The 19,964-nt window shown below is 58.5% G+C and carries 17 protein-coding genes, 1 tRNA gene and 1 pseudogene; 14 read left to right on the plus strand and 5 right to left on the minus strand.

Features of this window, described 5'->3' with window-relative positions:
• Positions 1 to 90 precede the first annotated feature (90 nt).
• The 4 genes from NP_RS04800 (at position 91) to NP_RS04810 (ending at position 4,417) form a co-directional block, all read left to right on the plus strand.
• Positions 91 to 711: a class I SAM-dependent methyltransferase gene (locus NP_RS04800; protein WP_011322688.1), complete on the plus strand. Its 621-nt coding sequence runs from the start codon at positions 91 to 93 to the stop codon at positions 709 to 711.
• Between the two features lie 3 nt (positions 712 to 714).
• The gene (locus NP_RS14085) at positions 715 to 1,446 is read left to right on the plus strand and encodes an AAA family ATPase (protein WP_011322689.1); all 732 of its coding nucleotides are present in this window, start codon (positions 715 to 717) and stop codon (positions 1,444 to 1,446) included.
• A 152-nt stretch (positions 1,447 to 1,598) separates the two neighbouring features.
• On the plus strand, positions 1,599 to 2,969 hold the full coding sequence (locus NP_RS04805; protein WP_011322690.1) for an RtcB family protein: 1,371 nt from the start codon (positions 1,599 to 1,601) through the stop codon (positions 2,967 to 2,969).
• A gap of 563 nt (positions 2,970 to 3,532) precedes the next feature.
• Entirely contained in the window at positions 3,533 to 4,417 is an 885-nt protein-coding gene (locus NP_RS04810; protein ID WP_011322692.1) for an IS1595-like element ISNph2 family transposase, read from the plus strand.
• 1 nt (position 4,418) lies between these two features.
• On the opposite strand, the gene NP_RS04815 is transcribed toward NP_RS04810, so the two are convergent.
• The gene (locus NP_RS04815; RefSeq protein WP_049939498.1) at positions 4,419 to 4,730 is read right to left on the minus strand and encodes a LicD family protein; all 312 of its coding nucleotides are present in this window, start codon (positions 4,728 to 4,730) and stop codon (positions 4,419 to 4,421) included.
• Positions 4,731 to 4,906: 176 nt separating this feature from the next.
• Here NP_RS04815 and NP_RS14090 point away from each other — a divergent pair.
• The 5 genes and pseudogenes from NP_RS14090 to NP_RS04840 all read left to right on the plus strand — a co-directional run.
• Positions 4,907 to 5,215, plus strand: a pseudogene (locus NP_RS14090) (ISH3 family transposase); the annotation flags it as partial.
• Between the two features lie 389 nt (positions 5,216 to 5,604).
• Positions 5,605 to 7,038, plus strand: coding sequence for an oligosaccharide flippase family protein (locus NP_RS04825; protein ID WP_011322694.1), 1,434 nt, complete (start codon positions 5,605 to 5,607; stop codon positions 7,036 to 7,038).
• A gap of 317 nt (positions 7,039 to 7,355) precedes the next feature.
• Positions 7,356 to 10,472 (plus strand): PEP-utilizing enzyme, encoded by a 3,117-nt coding sequence (locus NP_RS04830; protein WP_011322695.1) that lies wholly within the window; start codon positions 7,356 to 7,358, stop codon positions 10,470 to 10,472.
• A 1-nt stretch (position 10,473) separates the two neighbouring features.
• Entirely contained in the window at positions 10,474 to 11,154 is a 681-nt protein-coding gene (locus tag NP_RS04835) for a type 1 glutamine amidotransferase (protein ID WP_011322696.1), read from the plus strand.
• Positions 11,151 to 12,020: a phosphocholine cytidylyltransferase family protein gene (locus NP_RS04840; protein ID WP_083761662.1), complete on the plus strand. Its 870-nt coding sequence runs from the start codon at positions 11,151 to 11,153 to the stop codon at positions 12,018 to 12,020. The genes NP_RS04835 and NP_RS04840 overlap by 4 nt, the downstream gene beginning before the upstream one ends.
• Positions 12,021 to 12,466: 446 nt before the next feature.
• Here the strand turns inward: NP_RS04840 and NP_RS04845 are convergent, their stop codons facing one another.
• From NP_RS04845 to NP_RS04860, 4 genes are all read right to left on the minus strand, one after another.
• Entirely contained in the window at positions 12,467 to 12,784 is a 318-nt protein-coding gene (locus NP_RS04845; protein ID WP_011322698.1) for a hypothetical protein, read from the minus strand.
• A gap of 23 nt (positions 12,785 to 12,807) precedes the next feature.
• Complete coding sequence (locus NP_RS04850; RefSeq protein WP_011322699.1) at positions 12,808 to 13,287, minus strand: type IV pilin; 480 nt, start codon at positions 13,285 to 13,287, stop codon at positions 12,808 to 12,810.
• A 696-nt stretch (positions 13,288 to 13,983) separates the two neighbouring features.
• Positions 13,984 to 14,058, minus strand: a tRNA-Ile gene (locus NP_RS04855).
• Between the two features lie 74 nt (positions 14,059 to 14,132).
• Positions 14,133 to 14,747 carry an FxsA family protein gene (locus tag NP_RS04860; RefSeq protein ID WP_011322702.1) on the minus strand — a complete coding sequence of 205 codons (615 nt, stop codon included), beginning with the start codon at positions 14,745 to 14,747 and terminating at the stop codon, positions 14,133 to 14,135.
• Between the two features lie 123 nt (positions 14,748 to 14,870).
• On the opposite strand from NP_RS04860, the gene gpmI reads away from it, so the two are divergent.
• From gpmI to NP_RS04885, 5 genes are all read left to right on the plus strand, one after another.
• Entirely contained in the window at positions 14,871 to 16,391 is a 1,521-nt protein-coding gene (gene gpmI / locus NP_RS04865; RefSeq protein ID WP_011322703.1) for a 2,3-bisphosphoglycerate-independent phosphoglycerate mutase, read from the plus strand.
• Positions 16,388 to 16,999, plus strand: coding sequence for an alpha/beta hydrolase (locus tag NP_RS04870; RefSeq protein WP_011322704.1), 612 nt, complete (start codon positions 16,388 to 16,390; stop codon positions 16,997 to 16,999). The genes gpmI and NP_RS04870 overlap by 4 nt, the downstream gene beginning before the upstream one ends.
• Positions 17,000 to 17,086: 87 nt before the next feature.
• A complete protein-coding gene (pyrG, locus tag NP_RS04875) occupies positions 17,087 to 18,733 on the plus strand; it encodes a glutamine hydrolyzing CTP synthase (RefSeq protein ID WP_011322705.1) in 1,647 nt (548 codons plus the stop codon).
• Positions 18,733 to 19,650 carry a glutamine-hydrolyzing GMP synthase gene (gene guaA / locus NP_RS04880; protein ID WP_011322706.1) on the plus strand — a complete coding sequence of 306 codons (918 nt, stop codon included), beginning with the start codon at positions 18,733 to 18,735 and terminating at the stop codon, positions 19,648 to 19,650. The genes pyrG and guaA overlap by 1 nt, the downstream gene beginning before the upstream one ends.
• Positions 19,643 to 19,963 (plus strand): DUF7126 family protein, encoded by a 321-nt coding sequence (locus tag NP_RS04885; protein ID WP_011322707.1) that lies wholly within the window; start codon positions 19,643 to 19,645, stop codon positions 19,961 to 19,963. Before guaA ends, NP_RS04885 begins: the two co-directional genes overlap by 8 nt.
• Position 19,964 lies beyond the last annotated feature (1 nt).

Consider the following 19,964-nt stretch of genomic DNA (forward strand, 5'->3'; position numbering starts at 1 on the left):
ACAGCGGTGTACGTGTAAGAGCTTCTATTATCCTATGAATGTTGGGAGGTAATAAGAAGCCATTTACAGCACGAAACGGAGAACATATGCATGGGGAAGTCAGAGAAAATACGTTATGATGCGGTGTTACAACGAATCCCCGAGACTACGGAGACGATTCTTGATATTGGATGTGCTAGACATAGTGAAGAGAAGAGAGAGTCGGCAAATTTACATGAGTATCTGATAACAAACACCGAGTGCCACGTACAAGGAATAGATGTGCTTGAGGAAGAGATCGAAAAGATGCGGAATGAAGGGTACGATGTTCAGGTGGGGGACGCCGAAATCTTTGAGTCGGAAACCGAGTTTGATGTTATCGTTGCTGGTGAGGTTATAGAACATCTGAAAAACATAGGGAAGTTCATCCGCACTGCGGAGAGCAATCTCGCTGTGGGGGGGAAACTGATAATCACGACCCCGAATCCGGACGGCTTCGCGTATTTCAGGAAAGCACTGTTCAACCAGCCAAACAACCCCACACACACCTGCTGGGTAGACCCTAAGAACCTTGAGCAGCTTATTTCCATCACCGAAACAGATCTGCAACTAAACGAATGGACATACCTCCCACCAGTTGGTGGTGTTTCCATGGTCCTCTGGAAGACGGGTTTCAGCAGAGCTGCGAGCCCAGGGTACGTTGCTGAACTCTCGTTAGATTCAACTGGGTAAACTATGAGTCATATTGAATTTGTTGGGCCGCCGGGTGCTGGAAAATCGACGATTTACGGTGCCGTAATCGATAACCCGAAATTCTTTGGAGCGCTCCAAGAGGATGCTGTGAAACGGTGGATGCTACGTAAAGCACGCAAACGGTACCGGATCCTCTATCGGATGACCCCGGGTTTTCTCCGCTCACTGCTTGTCGATAGCGTTATCGAATATCGTCTCAGACGAGCGGTATTCGACGATTTTGTTCGAAGCTACCCTAACTTTCCCCATGTCTTGTCTCTGATACTGAACGAAGCACGATATCAACCGGAGACACTTCATCAACTGGTCAAACGATGTGCTGAAACATATCAAATAGGGGTTGAAACAGTCGAGGACGATGAAACACTTTTTATCGACGAGGGCTTTTCTCAGAGCGCGGTCTCAATACTATGGCGGTTTGACGACAGACAGTTCCCACTGAGTGACTACTTCCAGCGTACGCCTACACCCAGATTACTCATCTACGTGGATGCCCCAGTCGACACATGCATTCAGAGACAACAAAAACGGGGAAACGTTCCTGCCTCAAAAGAATGGGTCTCGGAGGATATTCAAACGGTTCAATACGACTTGGATAACATTTGTCAGCAGGTAGTGACGGCAGCAGAAAAGCATACGCAGGTACTAACCATTAACAATACCGGTGGTATCGACACTGCGGTGGACCGCATTCGTTCGGCACTGTCCAACTGAGCGCTATTGTCAGATTGGAAACTTACGGGCTCCATAAGAACGGGGGACTCCGCGAACCGAAAACAGGGTGAGGAGTATATAAAACAGGGATTCGGCGGATTCAATAGAGTTGGCCACAATAAGTACGTACAGAGTGCTCAATGGGTGGACAAATGCATGCCGAGCAAACGGTTGTTGTCGAGGATGAATTCGGGATCGATGATACACTAAAGGATGATCTCAAGACCGTGGCAGGTATACCGGATGTGGAAAGAGTGATTGCACTTGGGGACATCGGCCCGTCAAAATCTGAAACTCCGGGATCGATAGCTGTTGCAACGACGGGCACGGTCTATCCTGAGTTCTGTTCGAATGTCGTCAACTGTGGCATGTCTCTCCTGCGGACCGGCCTCAAAGAAGAGGACGTGACTGATGAACTTCTAACCAAATTCTGTGAGCGCCTGCAAAGTCCAGACGAGCGTTTCAGTCCTGACAAGCAGGATACCATCGGTATGCTGGAACACGGCGCCGAGTACGTCGTTGACGAATGGGGATTCAGTCCGGACCTGTTGACCAACATCGAAAACGGCGGAAATATGTTCAAAACTGAAAACCGGACACGGGAGATTCGGGAGCTTGTCCCGCCGTGGATACTCAGTCACCCAAACGCACGTGAGGACACTCCTATTCCAAACCTATCAGGAAACCACTTTATCGAGTTCCAGGTCGTTGACGAGGTGTTAGATTCGGACACTGCGACAGAGTGGGGACTCAGTGAGGGCGATGTCTTGGTTGCCATGCATGGGGACTATCAACTCACCCTCTACATCAATTGGCACTACGCCAATCGCCACAAGTTCCGAGAACATGCCGCTCTTCAGGATAAAATCAAACTCCAACTCTCGAAGCTACTCTTCCACGCGTGGAGTGGCAGAGTCCGAGATCTCCCGCAGAACTGGAAATGTTACAATGGATCGGAGCGATTCTCGGGGATTGATACGAACACTGTCCAAGGGGACCGATACGTTCAGACCCAGCATGCAGCGATGAATTTCGGCTATGCCAATCGACTTCTCGCCAACTGCTATATGGCCGATGTGTTGGCAGATATCACTTCCAAAGCGAGCGACGCATCGCTGCTGTGGGATGTCGGGCACGACACCCTGCAGCGGGAATCCATTGGGGGAGAGGAATACTGGATACATCGGAAGGCTGCAGGTAATGCCGCTGCAGGTAAGCCTGCATTTATTTCGGGGTCGTACAATATGGATTCGTTTCTCGGCCAAGGACTTCCAGGTGCGGAAGCATATCTCAACTCCTACGACCACGGCAGTGGGAATGTAATCAGCTACTTTGAATCAAACGGCCAGCTACCCAAAACAGACCTATCAACTGCGAAGTACTCCTTGCAGGAGGCACGTGACAGTGATAAAATTAAACATATTGATAGGAAACCAATCGAAAGGCTGGCCGATAACGTGACTGGGAAAGGTATTCTTTCGGGAGTGGCGTGGCTTCGGCCCATTGCAAATATTGGCGAGTAACCGCCACGGCCCATATAACAACAAATTAGTCTCATATCTGGACTTGGACTACATTATTACTCAGAGGATGTTTAGGCAGTGACATTTGACAGGTTGAACCTACAGCTTATTTTATTGTCTGATTTGATCAATCACATTACCGGGATCTCCATCATATAGGATACCGCTGTCTGTCCAAAAGTCGTAATCTTTGGTCGGTACTTGCCAATTCCCATAGACTCGTTTCAGATACTCCTCAGGCTGGGAGGGTAGGTATACGCCGTGTTCCTCACTGTACATGCGGTCTTCGTAATGGTATTTTGGTACTTTTCTAACTTTGATTTTATTTATTGTATTCAAAACTGGATCCATAATAGTATTATCTTTGACATACCAGTGATAGGCCGAATGTAAACGAGAGATTAGGTTCGCCTTTGATATTCGTCTATGAGTCACATTCCAAGCATACTGCTCCCCCGCATGATAAACAATAACGCTCTTCGGAAGCAGATTGTTGGTCGGGTAGAGCTGTCGCTGTGAAAGCGTAGCGGGCAAGGGTGACGCGAACGCGTCACCCGAACGCAATGTTCCCATTTGAATTGCTGAGCTCAGAGGCGAGCGCCGCGAACCTGCTGGAGCAGGTTCGCTGGCGCGAGGGCCTCTGTTGCCCGCGCTGCCGGTCTGAGTCGGTGATCAAACACGGCAGCTATCGAGAGTACCAGCGGTATCTCTGTAAGGATTGCGACCGCACGTTCAACGACAAGACCGGCACGATCTTCGCGCACGCGAAGATCGGCCTCGACAAGCTGTTGTTCGCGTTCTACTCGTTGCTCCGGTTCAACACGAGTATCCGCCAGTTAGACGCTGAAATTGACGTGTCGTATCGCTCACTTCGCCGGCGCGTCGAGCAGTTCGCCAGAACGCTCGACGCGCCAGCCATCAACCTCGTTGGCCCGGTCGAGATCGACGAGTTCTACGTCTCTGCCGGGAAGAAGGGCCGCGAGCGCGACCGAGAGTCGCGCTCGCGTGCTCTCTCGAAACGCGGACGAGGAACGTATGAGGAGGACAAACCACCAGTGTTCACGCTCGTTGATCGCGGCACCGGTCAGCGATACGTCGTCCCGGCGAAATCCGCCGACGAAGCGACGGTGCGACTCCTTCTCGAAAACCACGAGAAGGAGTCGCTAACCGTCTATACCGACGGATTTCGGGCATACGATCCACTTGACGATGATGAGGACTTCCACCGAGAATCAGTAATTCACGGTGACGGCGAGTACGTTGATGGAGACGCACACGTGAACACGTGCGAGAGCCACGCGTCGCTGGCGCGACGGTGGCTCTCGCCACATCGAGGCGTCTCAAAGGACAAACTGACAGCGTATCTTAGACCGTTCCAACTTCGGCGACGAATCCTCCGCAAACCGGGACGAGAAGCACTGAAACAGATTATTCGAGAAGTTCTCTGACTCACCAACAATGTACTTCACAAGAGCGAACAATAATATCAACTTTGACATCATAACTGCGAGGTCTCCCCTTAACTGCAAATACTTTCTTTTGATATGTTTTTGTTTTGTATTCATAATCTTCGGACTCTTCGAACATGTCAATGACTTTCTCAACGTCCGTGGACCAGACACCGAGATCGATATCGTCATCCCAACTTATGAGATGGCCTTCGCGGACTAATCCGAGTAAATTGCCCAAATCAACCCAGTAGGCGACCTTGTTAGTTTCCAGCTCAGCACAGATGTCGAAAAACTGCTCTTCAATGTCCATAGCGGAGCCGTCGCGTTTCGAACAATTAAATATTAACGGACGAGCTAGTTGAACAGCCATGGAGAATCATAGACCCGCGAGCTGATCGAATAAGAAACATCAGTACTTCACAAAGCCCGTTAGTTAGGACATCTGCCTGCTGAAGGTGTGTTCAAGACCAACAAGCAGACAGCGAAATCCACGAGGACCAGCTCGTTAACTTCCTCATCAACCAGCTTGACGAAGAAGTTGCTTTCTATCTTGCCGACAACGCTGAAATCAATTCTGAGGACATCTACGAGGTCCTCGTCGGCGCAACCGCCGACGGGACTCCAATCTCGACGCTGCACAACTCCAGCGAAGACCCGCCACCGGCGAACACGATACTCTACCATCTTCGGATGAAGTTCGAACCGGAACGGCTCAAACGAGTCGCTAACACACTCCTTCGGCGACATATAGTCGAGCTGCTCCCCGAGCAGGTGGAGGTCTCTACCGGTCGTCACTGACCCAGCAAGCGTTTTCGCAAGTTGCAACGCTGTTGCGCCGGCGGCTGACCGCCGCCGACACCGACAGCTCCGTTTTTGATCAGCGTTGCTCGGCTGTGCTGGCGACTCATCAACAGATGACTCAGGTCGGGTTAACTGGCGATGCTTTGTGAGGTACTGAATTTGGTACAGTGGGATTCACCACCTTTCGACGGTGAGAATAATCGGATTAGATTTGGTCCCCGTCCGCATTCGTATCCAGCACAAACAGTGGCAGGAGTACCGCGACGAAGTCTGGAACAACCCCAGTAAGGACGCTTCCTGGCATCCCGACCTACAGCAACCCGACTGACCCGTCCTTTCGGTGTGTTTTTACGTCTCTCCGCGAAAGTTTGCCCACAGGTTATATGAGGATCGGCCAGACCTCCGTGATCTACTTTCTCGGCAAGGTCACGGCCTCCGTCGTCGGCTTCCTCGCCACGATCTACTTCGCTCGAGTTCTCGGCGCAGAAGTGCTCGGCTTCTACGCCGTCGCGATCGCCGTCGCCGGCTGGCTCAAGCTCGGTGGCTCGATGGGCGTCAGCTCGGCCGTCCAGAAACGAATGAGTGAAGGCGACGATCCGGACCGGTACTTCGTCGCGGGCGCGCTGATGGTCGCCGCGTTCGCGGCCGTGGCCGTCTCAGTGCTGCTTCTCTTTCGCGACCAGGTGAACGCCTACGTCGGTGCGGAAGCAGCCCTTCTCGTCGCTTTACTGGTCACCGTCCAGCTCCTGTTTGCCATCGTCGGGGCCGGACTGAAAGGACAGCGTCGAGTCCACGTCTACGGCGTTCTCAAACCACTCAAGGAAGCGTCCCAGAGCCTGACACAGGTTGCACTCGTCGTTCCCGTCCTCTTCGGCCTCGGTCTCACGGGACTCCTCGCGGGCAAGGCGATCGGTGCCTTCCTCGTCACGCTCCTCGCTATCGCGGTGTTGGGCGTCAGTTTCAAACGTCCAACACTCGAACATTTCAAGAGTCTCCTCGATTTTGCCAAGTACTCCTGGCTCGGGAGCGTCGAGAGCCGGACCTTCAAGGAAGCTGATATCGTAATTATGGGATTTTTCGTCTCCTCCGCACTCATCGGCGTCTACTCCATCGCCTGGAGTCTGACGATGTTTCTTACCCTTTTTGGCTCTTCGGTGCGGACGACGCTCTTTCCTGAGATCAGCAACGCAGCATCGACCAAAGGGAAAGACGCCATCTCACTCATCGAAGATGGGATATCGTACCAGGGACTGATCCTGATACCCGGATTCGTTGGTGGCACGATACTCTCCGAACAGATTCTGCAGATATATGGTGACGAGTTCGTCCAGGGAACGGCTGTCCTCTGGATACTCATTCTGGCCGTCCTGTTGAAGGGGTACCAGTCCCAGTTCCTCACTGCACTCAACGGCCTGGATCGGCCCGATATCTCGTTCTACATCTACACCGCCTTTATTCTCTCCAACCTAATTTTGAACGTCACCCTTATCTACCTATTCGGTTGGGTCGGTGCCGCAATCGCAACAGCACTCTCTGCAGGTGTGGGGCTCTCGCTCTCATACATCGCCGTCAAGCGGCTGTCATCATTTAAAACACCAACAGAGATGATCGCTAAACAGCTAACTTCGGCACTGCTTATGGGTATTTTCGTCTATGCCGGTTTGTATATCGAACAGACATTCGGACTGATTGAGTACAACGCCATCACAGTCGGTATTCTCGTATTTTCAGGCGCTCTGCTATACTTTGTTTTACTGTTCGTATTGTCAGAGGAGTTCCGGCGTACCACACGGAGAAATTTACCCGGGTTTGGGTGATTGAGTTTGGCGAACACCAGCTGTACATCGTTGTTCGCTTCTCCACTAATGATGCTATCTTGAAGGTAGTTCCTCGAGTCGATTGGATGTTTTTCGAGAGGATACTCAACTCAGCGATAACTCCCAAAATCAATATCGATTCGAGACGAACCGGTTTGATTATATCGGACAATTTTCCTCGTTCAGACTATCCTATATTTCTGCACAATTGACTGCTGATCTTCCCGCGAGGACACTATAGTGTAGATCATCATCAAAATGTCGGGAGTCATCGCAAGCGAAAGAACATAAATAAACCTCCACCAAAGGTATTGTTGATGACTCGCCCCTTCGTCGTTATCCTCGGTGCCGGCCGCCCCTTCTCCGGCACCGTCCCCTCGGCACTCCAGCGCATCTCCGGCGATCGTCGCGTCCTCGATTGGCTCATCGATGCGTTCAGCACCACCCTGGAAAACCCAGAGATCCACTTCGTCGGCGGCTACCGCATGGACGAGATCGTCGAGGAGTACCCCGACATCCATTTCTCGCGCAACGAAGACTGGGAGGAGACCGGCACGATCGGCTCGCTCCTGTCGGCCCCCCTCGACGAGACCCGGCCCACCTACGTCTGCTATGCCGACGTCGTCTTCCAGCCCGAGATCGTCGCCGACCTCCAGAGCACCGCCGCCGACGCCGCGGTCGCGATCGACGAACGCTGGCGGACCCGCTACCGATCGCGCTCCGAGGCGAGCCGCGAGCGCGCCGAGAAAGCCCGCTACGAGACTGCCGACGAACCGTACGTCGATCGCGTCGCATCCGACCTCGATCCCGAGGAGGCCGACGCCGAGTTCACCGGCCTCACTCGACTCTCCCCCGCCGCGATGCGGTTCGTCTCCGATCTCGTCGATCGCAGCCTGATCGGCCCCGAGGACGACCTCGCGGATCTGGTCACCGCCCTCTCGGTCGGCGAGATCCACCCCGAACCGGTCGACGTGGCGGGCCACTGGGCGGAACTCGAAACCGCAGAGGACCTGGCGCGGTTCGTCCTCGACACCAAGGCCAACACGCTCAAGCGCCTCGAATCGATGGTCACCGAGAGCACGATCGCCCCCCAGTACACCTTCACCGTCGACGACTTCGAGGACGATCCGACCACCGTCGCCGACACGATCGAGGCCACCTTCGATCGCCCGGTGATCGTCCGATCGAGCACCCTCGCCGAGGACGGCTGGGAGCACTCCAACGCCGGCCGCTTCGAGAGCGTCCTCGACGTGCCGCCCGACGACGAGACCGCCCTGCGGAACGCGATCGAAGCTGTGATCGACTCCTACGACGGCAACCCACACAACCAGGTGCTCGTCCAGCCGATGGTCCCCGACGTCGCCGCCAGTGGCGTCGTGATGACCCGATCGGTCGAACACGCCAGCCCCTACTACGTGATCAACTACGACGCCGAGACGGGCAGCACGGTCACCGTCACTGACGGCAGCGGCGACGACATCCGGACGATTATCGTCCGCAAGGACACAGCTGACCGGTCCACGGCTAACGAGCCCGCAACGGGCGAATCTATCGCTGACAGATCGGTCGCCTCAACCGGTGATCCAGCCCTCTGCCTGCCGGCTCTTCTGCGGGCAGTTGCCGAACTCGAAGAGGTCGTCGGCCACGACGGACTAGATGTGGAGTTTGCCGTTACCGACGACGGCGAGGTGTATATTCTTCAGGTCAGACCGATGACAGTCGACCCCGGTGAACAGACCGTTGACGACGGCGCTGTCGTCCGGGCGATCGAAGAAGCCCGCGATACCTTCGAGTCCCGGCAGTCAGCTTCACCGTTCGTCTTCGGCGATCGGGCGATTTATGGAGTGATGCCCGACTGGAACCCGGCAGAGATTATCGGCCGGACGCCTCGCCTGCTGGCCGACTCCCTGTACCGGTACCTGATCATGGACGAGGTCTGGGCACGCCAGCGGGCTGAATTCGGCTATCGGGATGTCCGACCCCACCCCCTCATGTTCAGCTTTGCCGGCCAGCCGTACGTCGATGTACGTGCCGATTTCAACTCTTTCATCCCTGCGGCAGTCTCGGATGAGCTGGCCGAGAAGCTGGTCGATCACTACCTCACTCGGCTTGAAGAAAACCCCGAACTCCACGACAAAATCGAGTTCGAGATCGCGGTCACCTGCCTGCCATTCGATTTCGAGCACCGCGCCGAGCCGCTGCGGGAGGCCGGATTCACCGATGCAGAACTCGATGAACTCCGCGAGGGGTTACGAGGAATCACTCAGGGTGCGTTTGAGCGCGTCGAAGGCGGGGTCGATATGGCGAAGGTCGACGATCTCGAACGCCGGTACGAACGTCTCAGGACGGCTGACATCCCCGACCTACAGCTTGTCCGCACTCTGCTCGAGGACTGTCGACGGCTTGGAACACTGCCGTTCGCGCATCTAGCCCGAGCAGCGTTCGTCGCCGTCTCATTGCTTCGATCCCTCGAACGGAAAGGCATCCTGACAGACGAACAGGTGTCAGAGTTTCTCAACTCACTCGAGACCGTCGCCCGTGAATTCGAACATGACGGGTATCTGGTTGCTCAGGGAGAACTTGGTTTCGAAGAATACGTCGAGCGGTATGGGCACCTCCGGCCGGGCACATACGACATCACCTCTCCACGGTACGCCGCCGATCCGGAGGGTTATCTCCGGCCGACAGTTGAGACTGCGAGTGAACCAGATTCCCACCCCAGACCGGATGCGATCTGGGATGGCGAGACCGCAGCAGAAATCGAAGCTGAACTCGAATCGATCGGGCTTCCGGCGGATATTGATCGGTTCGTCGACTTCCTGCGTGATTCGATCAAAGGCCGAGAATATGCCAAGTTCATCTTCTCGAAGAACCTCAGCCTTGCACTCGAACGTCTGGCAGCTTACGGCCAAGAACACGATCTCGATCGCGATACCCTCTCACACGTCTCGATCGAAGACGTTCTCGAGCTCACGACAGGGCATCCACCCCAAGAGCCGGCTGAATGGCTCCATGAACGAGCTGCTGAGGGGCAGAGACGCCACACGATCGCCCAGGCCGTCGAGCTTCCACCGCTGCTGACTGAAGAACGGGAGTTTGACCGTTTCGAACGGCCAGCGCGTGAGCCGAACTTCGTTACAACCGAGACTGTCCGCGAACAGATAGCGGAGCCGGATGAGGACGATGATCCGACACTCGACGGCCGGATCGTCCTCATTCCGCAGGCTGATCCGGGCTACGACTGGCTGTTCGGATACGACATCGCCGGGCTCGTGACGATGTATGGTGGAACTAATTCCCACATGGCGATCAGGGCCGCAGAGTTCGGCCTGCCAGCGGCGATCGGGGTTGGTGAATCACTTTACGAACAACTCAGCGGGGCAGAGGTAATCGAACTCGACTGCGAAGCTAAGGCAGTCGAGCGGATTCGCTAATATGCGCCGGCTCGGGGTCACACAGCGCGTCGAAGTCGTCGAAGAGTACGGCGAGCGTCGGGACTGCCTGGATCAGGCTTGGACTGAGCTGCTTGAGAGCTGGGAGTTCCGGCCGTTTCCGCTACCTAACACCGTTGAGAACGTTGAAACATACCTTGACTCCCTGAATCTTGATGGGATTGTACTCACGAGCGGAAACGACCTTTCAAATCTCAAAAACCCGGACGATCCGGCACCCGAACGCGATCGATTCGAACGGGCCGCCCTCGAATGGGCGATCGATCACAAAGTTCCGGTCTGTGGTGTCTGCCGCGGGCTCGAACTTCTGAACGACCATTTTGATGGAAGCCTCTCTCCTGTGTCCGGCCATGTGGCAGTGGACCACGGTGTGTCGTTCGGCTACGAGGCGATCGATTTCAGCGAGGACGCCGATACCGTTCAACTCCCATCAGAGATCAAAACAAACAGCTATCATGACTACGGGATCGATCCGTCCGGTGTGGCGGATCCACTGTCGGTGCTTGGGACTGCTGCCGATGGAACCGTTGAGGCACTGCACCACCCGGAACTCCCGGTCCTCGGGATCATGTGGCACCCGGAACGTGATCCGGATCGGCCAGAGTCGTCTCGGGCTCTCGATCGTAAGCTATTCGATGCGCTGTTCGGAGAATCTGGACAATGAACGATGAGACGATATCAGAGCACACGCTAGACCAGACCGTTGGGAAGACTCCCCCCGACGAGCTGGACACTATTACAGATGGTGGTTCTAACGCTACACCTGTGGCCGTTCACCTCGCAGCAGGCCAAGGAACACGTCTGCGACCTCTCACTGACGATCGGCCCAAGCCGCTCGTCGAACTTGGCGGTCAGTCACTGCTGGAGCAAAACGTCGAGACACTCAAAGAAGCCGGTGTCAGGGACCACGTCGTCGTCACAGGCTATGAGGGCGACCAGATCGTCGATCGTGGGTTTGAGACGGTCCACAACGATGTCTACGACGAAACCGAGATGATATACAGCCTTTTTTGTGCCGCGGAGGCGTTTCCCGACTCTGGAGAGGGGGATCTGCTTATTTCGTACGGCGATATCGTATACGAGCGCGACGTGGTTGAGGCATTGCTGGACTGTAGCGCACCTCTCTGTGTCGCTGTCGACCGGCAGTGGCGAAAGCTATGGGAAGAACGTTTCGAGGACCCTCTCTCAGATGCTGAAACACTCGATATCGACGATAAGGGACGGATCCACGAGATCGGCGAGACGCCTGAGGGATACGATACGATCGATGCACAGTACGTCGGCCTGCTGAAAGTACGGAACGATCATATCGATCGATTTGTTGATGCTTATACTGAACTGGACGCTCAGACCGATGGCTATGTTTCGATTGACACGACCGCCTTCCTCCAGCAGTTGATCGACGACGGCTGGCACCTGCAGGCGGTCTCGATTGACCGCGGTTGGCTGGAGGTGGATACGCTCGAAGACCTCGAACGGTATCGGGAGCTGCACTCCAGCGGAGAACTTTCACAATTCGTAGATATATGAACATTCCTCAAATTGTTCAAGAATCTGGTTTCCCTCCCCTTGAGGCGAGAATCCTGTCGTTCACGGCGGGCGTGAACCACCGCACAGCATATTGAAGTGTTCTGAGCCGTAGTGGGCACGCCCGACGCAAAACAAGCCAGACAACTCTGAGGCAGCAGGGCAGAATCTCGTCCCTACTGCCGAGGGGAACGGCAACGTGGCCCTGCCAGCACCGCGTCGGAGCTTTTGTCGCCACGGTGGCCGAGTCACGTATAGAGCTCCCGGCCGAGCACCGAGGCTGATTCTGCCGGCCGCCACTCCGCCGGCCGGTCGTCCTCTGCCTCACGAGCCTGCTCGATGACGACGTTGGCACGGTCGGCGTGGTGGCGTAGTGCGTCGGCTTCGTCGTCGCCGTCAGTTACCCACGTCGGCGTCCAATGCTCGTTGATACTACCGCTTGCGAGCGTCTATGCCGCCAGCGTCGTCATTGAGCGGGCTGTGTCGTCCTCCCACCCATTGAGTATCCAGCCGTTTTCCAGCGCCGTTTGCAGGCAGCGGTAGCAGTCCGGCATCCCGTCGCCGTCAACCCACGACCGGATGCGGCCCCGCGGGAGGTCGACCGCCGTGCTGACTGCTTGCGACCCCTGCTGTGGGTGCTTAGCTGTGTACCGCTGGACACGTTCGTAGTCTTCGACAGCGTCCCACGGGTCGTCGTAGTTTGGCGGGTCGTACGTCTCAACGAGGCTGCGTTTCGCCGTGTCGGTGTCTACTGAGTTGGAGAGCACAAAGAAATGTGGATATATTCGGGTTATTGACCGTATTCGAACGAGGCGAGCGTAGATGTTCGCTCACCTTCCTGCGACTGCCACACTAAGCGAATGTCATCGCTGCCACTCGGGTCGAAGCTACCGGGGCTGCCGTCCGAGTTAAGAACGATCTGACCGCCGGCCCTCATTGTATCACTGACGTTCTGTTCTAGGTCTTCGTCATCTGCACGGATGCGTTCACCATCAACTGCCGAACCCGTTACAAAGAGGTTTTCAGCGTTTATCGAGTCTCCGCTTTCGTGTGTGAACGTAGTCTCGATATTACCATTATCAGTACCGTTATCGGCGCTGATTTGCGCGTTGGGTGCGGTTTCTTGGACTTGGTCGCCGAGTCCGAGGACGAAGGTGCCGATGACGGCTGCAAGAATAACGGTTATTGCAACCATGAGGATGACTCCTATAACGGGCGATACAGCGCGTCTATCGTCGGTTTCCGGGTTGAGTAGGTTACTCAGATTCATTGTTTTGGATTGTGTGTGCAGTCGCCGGCAGGAGATGAATTTATAACCCCGGACGCCCGAGTTACGGGTGCTTCTGGGGTAGTCATCTCGACTGCCTTTTGAGACTGACTGCGTAGCTATGCGTACGAGCGGGAGCGCATATAAATCCCTGTTTCTGCCTCAATTCGTGAGATGACCGAAAAACGACGGTTGACCAAATCGCGCAGAACTTGGGTCGGTCAAGTGCGCGGCCGATGGTCGACTGGGCGCAATCAAGCCAGCCGGTGGCTCCAACCAGCTCGTCAAACATCGCCCCGGTCAGCCGGACGCCCAGCCACGCTGCGAACGCGCACAAATGAGCTTTGCGAACGGGCTGTTGTTCGCCGGGTCGTACTCGGCTACGAGCGCTGATGCTATGACCGCCGCCAACCGCGGGAAGATGGGACCGACGCCGGTGTTCCGTTGCTGCCGTAGGTGCCTGGATTCGTCGGTCTGACGGATAGGTGGGCCGTCGCAGCGGCAGGCGTTGCCCGTCATGCTGCTGCCCCCCAGTCAGTTTCGGCTACGAGAATCGCACGACGTGAAGGGTGGGCAGGTAGTTTTTGCGTCGGACAATCACAGAGCGGGGGCTGCTCAAACGTTGAAACGGCGGAAATGAGACGCCAACGGGAGTTTGGCCACCGATTTCCAACGGCCAACGACCGTTTGGAAACCGAGTGGGCCAACTCGGATTTGAACCGAGGACCTCCCGGTTATCAGCCGAGCGCTCATACCTAGCTGAGCTATTGGCCCTAGGTTGGCGCAGTTCATCGTAGCGGGGTGATTTGTTTAAACGTTTCTCTTCGTCCGCCCCACGTCCCGTGGTGTCACGCCGTTCGGTCGGAGTCGGTGTCGTCGTCCTCGTCGGGTTCGGGGTCGGTGAACTCGTAGTCCGCTTCGCCCATTTCGACGGTATCGCCGGCTGCATCGGGACCGGACGCGTCACCGGGGAAGCCACCTCCGGGGCCACCGCCGCCCGGGAAGCCCTGCCCGGCCGTCTCGTCGCCGCCCGGGAAGCCGCCCACGTAAACGTTGCCGGAGGCGAAGCCGCCGGTCTTGTCGTCGAGGAACGGCGTGACGACGTACTTTTTCGTCGCAATGCGGATGGGATACCGGGTCGGTGGAAGCACCAGCAACAGCCCGATGAAGTCGGTGATGACGCCGGGCGTCAGCATGAGCGTCCCGGCGATGATAAGCAACAGCCCGTCCAGCAGCTCGTTGGTGGGCGCGTCTCCGTTTGCGAGCTTGCGCTGTATCTTCCGGAGGGTGTGTCGCCCTTCGGCGCGGGCAAACAGCAGCCCGAGCAGCGCCGTGAGGACGACCACCGCGACGGTCGCGACGGGGCCGATGGTGACCGGTCCCAGCCGCGTCGCAAGCACGACAAGCAGCAGGATATCCACGACCGGGACGAGCAACAGCAGGCCGATGACCCGCAGTCTCATACCGCCCGCTACCGGCGGCCGGGGGAAAACCTTTCCGAGACGACCGGTCGTGTCGGTGGCGGCCCACCAGCCCCGGCAGCGACACCGATACGGCCTTACGGCCCGGCCGGCTTTGCCTACCTGATGGAAGCAGCGCTTGTCATCCTCGACGGCTGGGGGCTCGGCGACGGCGACGAGACCGACGCCGTCGCGGCCGCCGACACGCCGGCGTTCGACGCCCTCGCCGAGCGGGGTGCGACCGGACAGCTGGAGACCCACGGCCGCAGCGTGGGGCTGCCGGACGGACAGATGGGCAACAGCGAGGTCGGCCACCTCAATATCGGCGCGGGCCGCGTCGTCAAGCAGGACTCGACGCGCGTCACCGACGACATCGACGCCGGCGTCTTCGCGGACAACGAGGCGCTGGCGCGGGCGTTCGACCACGCCGACGACCACGACGGCCGCGTCCACTTTATGGGGCTTGTCAGCGACGGCGGCGTCCACTCTTATCAGTCGCATCTGCACGCACTCGTCGACCTCGCCGCCGAGCGGGGCGTGGAGGCGGTCACCCACGCGTTCACCGACGGCCGGGATACGGCCCCGAAAAGCGGCGTCGGCTTCATCGAAGACCTTGCGGCGACCGTCGAGGAGGCCGGGACCGGCGACGTCGCAACTGTTTGCGGCCGCTACTACGCGATGGACCGGGATGAAAACTGGGAGCGGACAAAGCGCGCCTACGACGCCATCGTTCACCGGGAGGCCCCCCACGAGGCCGACTCAGCAGTTGCGGCCGTCGCGGCCTCCTATGACCGCGGCGACACCGACGAGTACGTCGAGCCGACGCTCGTTTCCGGCACGGACGCGCCGCTTTCGGCCGATGACGCCGTCGTCTTCTTCAATTTCCGTGCCGACCGGGCTCGCCAGCTCGTCCGCATGCTAGCCGACATCGACCCCGACTGGGCGTTCGAGACCGACCCGCCGGCAGCAGCACTCGTCACGATGACCGAGTACGACGAGACGTTCGACCTGCCGGTTGCGTACCCGCCGCTTGCGCCCGAGCAGCCGCTTGGCGCGGTGCTCGCCGAGAGCGACCGCACGCAGCTTCGGATGGCCGAATCCGAGAAGTACGCCCACGTCACCTACTTCCTGAACGGCGGCCGCGAGGTCGCCTTCGAGGGCGAGCGCCGCGATATCGTCGACAGCCCCGACGTGCCGACCTACGACGAGCAGCCGGCGATGTCGGCCCCGGAGCTGACCGACGCCGCAATCGACCACATCGGGGCCGACGCCCCCGACGTACTCGTGTTGAACTACGCGAACCCGGACATGGTCGGCCACACCGGTGACTTCGAGGCCGCCAAGGCGGCCATCGAGGCTGTCGACGAACAGCTCGGTCGGCTGGAAAGCGCAATCAGGGAGGCCGGCGGCCACCTCTTTGTCACGGCCGACCACGGCAACGCCGACGACATGGGCACGCCGGAGGCACCCCACACCGCTCACACGACGAACCCGGTTCCGTTCGTCTACTGTACGCCGGACGGCACCGACGGCGGCTACACCGTTCGGGATGGCGGTACCCTCGCCGACATCGCGCCGACGCTGCTTTCGACTATCGGTGTCGACATCCCGGAGACGATGACCGGCGAATCGCTGTTGGAGCGATGAGCAAGTCCGTCGTCGTCCCTGCGGACCGCGATATTCGCGGCACGCTCGATGCGCCCGACGCCGATAGGTGTGTCGTCGCCTGCCCGCCACATCCACAGCACGGCGGCAACCGCAACGACCCGCGGCTTGAGGCCGTCAGCGACGACCTCGATGCTGCCTGTCTGCGCTTCGACTACGGCCCGTGGGACGAGGGCCGCGGCGAACTCGAAGACGTCCGGGCGGCGTACGCGTGGGCGCGAGAGCGATACGACGCTGTCGGGCTCTTCGGCTACAGCTTCGGCGGCTGTCTGGCGCTTGTCGCCGCCGCGGCGGAATCGGAGGCGGGCACGCCGCCATCGGCGGTCGCTGTGCTCTCACCGGCGGCGTCGCTTGCTGCTGGCGAGCTCGATGCCGTCGCCGCCGTCGCTGATATTGACGCGCCGATGGCGCTGGTCTACGGCGAGCGGGACACGATGATTGACGCGACGGCGGTTGCCGACGCTCTCACCGACGCTGGCGGCGACGTTGCGTCGCTGCCGGCCGACCACTTCTTCGTCGGCCAGACACAGCGCGTCGGCGCGGCTATCGCCGCGTTCTTCAACGATGGGGCGCTTCCCGACTCGGTCTGAGCCGCCCTGTGGCTCGCCCCCACGGGACCGGCGCCCGCAGTCGGCGACTGTCGAAACCGTTTTGTCCGACGCTCGCGCACCGTCGGTATGCCGACGGAGCTTACTGATTACGACCCCTCGATGGGGAACAAGTTCATTTTCGTCACCGGCGGGGTGATGTCCGGGCTGGGCAAGGGCATCACCGCCGCGAGCACGGGACGCCTGCTCGCTAACGCCGGCTTCGACGTGACGGCGGTCAAGATAGACCCGTATCTCAACGTCGACGCCGGAACGATGAACCCCTACCAGCACGGTGAGGTCTACGTGCTGAAAGACGGCGGCGAGGTCGACCTCGATTTGGGGAACTACGAGCGGTTCCTCGATATCGACATGACCTTCGACCACAACATCACGACGGGAAAGACCTACCGGCACGTCATCGAAAAAGAGCGTGCCGGCGATTATCTCGGCAAAACGGTCCAGATTATCCCACACGTCACAGACGACATCAAACGTCGGATTCGGGAGGCCGCCGAGGGCCACGACGTCTGTATCATCGAAGTCGGCGGCACCGTCGGCGACATCGAAGGAATGCCCTACCTCGAGGCGCTCCGGCAGTTCGCCCACGAGGAGGATGACGACGATATTCTCTTTACCCACGTCACGCTCGTCCCCTACTCGAAGAACGGCGAACAAAAAACCAAGCCCACTCAACACTCCGTCAAGGAACTGCGGTCTATCGGCCTGCAGCCGGACATTCTCGTCGGCCGCTGTGAGGACAAACTCGACATCGAGGCCAAAGAGAAAATCGCGCTGTTTTGCGACGTGCCTATGGATGCGGTCTTTTCGAACCCCGATGTCGAGGACATCTACCACGTCCCCCTGATGGTCGAAGAGGAGGGCCTCGACCAGTATGTGATGGAACAGCTCGGCCTCGACGAGCGAGCGCTGCCGCCCGAAGAGCGGGCCAACGAGTGGCGCGACATCGTCACCCAGGAGACGACCGACGAAGTCGACATCGCGCTGGTCGGCAAGTACGCCATGGAGGACGCCTATCTCTCGATTTATGAGTCGCTGAAACACGCCGGCTTCGAGACCAACACCGATGTCAACGTCCTGTGGGTCGACGCCGACGAGATGGACGACGCCCACGCCGACCGGCTCAGCCGTGCTGACGGCATTATCGTTCCCGGCGGCTTCGGCAGCCGCGGCACGGAGGGCAAAATCGAGGCCATCACATACGCCCGTGAAAACGACGTCCCGTTCCTCGGGCTCTGTCTCGGCTTCCAGATGGCGGTCGTCGAGTACGCCCGCAACGTCTGCGGGCTCGACGGGGCTCACTCCGCCGAAATCGACGACGAAACCGACCATCCGGTCATCGACATCCTGCCCGAGCAGTACGAGGTCGAAGATATGGGCGGGACGATGCGGCTCGGCGCTCACGAAACCGACATCGAAGCGGGGACGCTGGCCCACGAACTCTACGCGGACGAACAGTGTACCGAACGGCACCGCCACCGCTACGAAGTCAATCCCGAGTACATCGAGACGCTCGAGTCGGCGGGGCTGGTCTTTTCCGGCCAAGACCAAAACCGCATGGAGATTCTGGAACTGCCCGACCACCCGTTCTTCTTCGGCACGCAGTTCCATCCGGAGTTCCGTTCCCGGCCCGGCCGTGCCTCACCGCCGTTCGTTGGGCTGGTCGAAACGATACTCGAAACGACCGACACTGACACCGAAGAGGTGACCGCATAATGGTTGAACCCACAGCATTCATCGACGAAAAGATTGCAGAGATAGCCGACGATGTCGGCGACGCAAACGCCGTTATCGCGCTGTCGGGGGGCGTCGACTCCTCGACGGCCGCCGCCCTCGCCTACGAGGCCATCGGCGACCAGCTGACGCCCGTCTACGTCGACACCGGGCTGATGCGGAAAGGCGAAACCGACCAGATTCGCGACACGTTCGACTACATGGACAGCCTGCGAATCATCGACGCCCGCGACCGCTTCCTTGATGCGCTGTCAGGCATCACCGACCCCGAAGAGAAGCGACACGCCATCGGCGAGCAGTTCATTCGCGAGTTCGAGACCGTCGCCCGCGATGTCGACGCCGATTACCTCGTCCAGGGGACCATCTACCCCGACCGTATCGAATCCGAGGGGACCATCAAATCCCATCACAACGTCGGCGGCCTTCCCGAGGTCGTCGACTTCGAGGGTATCGTCGAACCGATGCGAGACCTCTACAAGGACGAGGTCCGCGAGGTCGCCCGCGAACTCGACCTCGAATCCATCATCGCAGAGCGGATGCCGTTCCCCGGCCCGGGGCTTGCTATCCGCGTCCTCGGCGAGGTAACAGACGAGAAACTCGCGGTCGCCCGTGAAGCCAACCACGTCGTCGAGGAGGAACTCGAAGAGTACGAGCCATGGCAGGCCCTGGCGGCGGTGCTGGGCAAGGCGACCGGCGTCAAGGGTGACAACCGCGTCCACGGCTGGGTGGTGTCGGTCCGGTCCGTCGAATCCCGCGACGGCATGACCGCCCGCGCCCAAGAGCTTGACTGGGAGACGCTCCAGCGCATCCAGTCTCGCATTACGGGCGAAAACGAGAACGTCGCCCGCGTCGTCTACGACGTGACCCACAAACCACCGGCGACCATCGAATATGAGTGAGGTCGTCATCGCGGGCCCGGACCCTGAAGGGCTCGGCGAGGCGCTCGAAGCCGAAGGGGCGTCGGTCAGCCACGCTGACGGGACGGCCACCCGCCCGGACCTCGAAGACGCCGGTATCGTCGACGCCGACGTGTTTGTCGTCACCGACGCGGGGCTGGCAACGTCGGTTCCTATCGCCGTTGACTCCAACCCCGACATCCGCATTGTGATGTACACCCGCGATTCCGTCCCCGAGTTCGTGAAGGGACAGGCCGGTCACATCATCGACCCGGCCATCCTCGACCCCGAGACGGTCGCCGAAGAGCTCGTATAAA

Origin of the sequence: Natronomonas pharaonis DSM 2160 (assembly GCF_000026045.1) — an archaeon.
In the GTDB taxonomy this organism is placed as follows: domain Archaea; phylum Halobacteriota; class Halobacteria; order Halobacteriales; family Haloarculaceae; genus Natronomonas; species Natronomonas pharaonis.

What these genes read in the sequence shown, in the direction of transcription:
- NP_RS04800 (WP_011322688.1), top strand. Translation starts at nt 91, where the DNA reads ATGGGGAAGTCAGAGAAAATACGTTATGATGCGGTGTTACAACGAATC.
- NP_RS14085 (WP_011322689.1), top strand. Translation starts at nt 715, where the DNA reads ATGAGTCATATTGAATTTGTTGGGCCGCCGGGTGCTGGAAAATCGACG.
- NP_RS04805 (WP_011322690.1), top strand. Translation starts at nt 1,599, where the DNA reads ATGCATGCCGAGCAAACGGTTGTTGTCGAGGATGAATTCGGGATCGAT.
- NP_RS04810 (WP_011322692.1), top strand. Translation starts at nt 3,533, where the DNA reads ATGTTCCCATTTGAATTGCTGAGCTCAGAGGCGAGCGCCGCGAACCTG.
- NP_RS04815 (WP_049939498.1), bottom strand. Translation starts at nt 4,730, where the DNA reads ATGGACATTGAAGAGCAGTTTTTCGACATCTGTGCTGAGCTGGAAACT.
- NP_RS04825 (WP_011322694.1), top strand. Translation starts at nt 5,605, where the DNA reads ATGAGGATCGGCCAGACCTCCGTGATCTACTTTCTCGGCAAGGTCACG.
- NP_RS04830 (WP_011322695.1), top strand. Translation starts at nt 7,356, where the DNA reads ATGACTCGCCCCTTCGTCGTTATCCTCGGTGCCGGCCGCCCCTTCTCC.
- NP_RS04835 (WP_011322696.1), top strand. Translation starts at nt 10,474, where the DNA reads ATGCGCCGGCTCGGGGTCACACAGCGCGTCGAAGTCGTCGAAGAGTAC.
- NP_RS04840 (WP_083761662.1), top strand. Translation starts at nt 11,151, where the DNA reads ATGAACGATGAGACGATATCAGAGCACACGCTAGACCAGACCGTTGGG.
- NP_RS04850 (WP_011322699.1), bottom strand. Translation starts at nt 13,287, where the DNA reads ATGAATCTGAGTAACCTACTCAACCCGGAAACCGACGATAGACGCGCT.
- NP_RS04860 (WP_011322702.1), bottom strand. Translation starts at nt 14,747, where the DNA reads ATGAGACTGCGGGTCATCGGCCTGCTGTTGCTCGTCCCGGTCGTGGAT.
- gpmI (WP_011322703.1), top strand. Translation starts at nt 14,871, where the DNA reads ATGGAAGCAGCGCTTGTCATCCTCGACGGCTGGGGGCTCGGCGACGGC.
- NP_RS04870 (WP_011322704.1), top strand. Translation starts at nt 16,388, where the DNA reads ATGAGCAAGTCCGTCGTCGTCCCTGCGGACCGCGATATTCGCGGCACG.
- pyrG (WP_011322705.1), top strand. Translation starts at nt 17,087, where the DNA reads ATGCCGACGGAGCTTACTGATTACGACCCCTCGATGGGGAACAAGTTC.
- guaA (WP_011322706.1), top strand. Translation starts at nt 18,733, where the DNA reads ATGGTTGAACCCACAGCATTCATCGACGAAAAGATTGCAGAGATAGCC.
- NP_RS04885 (WP_011322707.1), top strand. Translation starts at nt 19,643, where the DNA reads ATGAGTGAGGTCGTCATCGCGGGCCCGGACCCTGAAGGGCTCGGCGAG.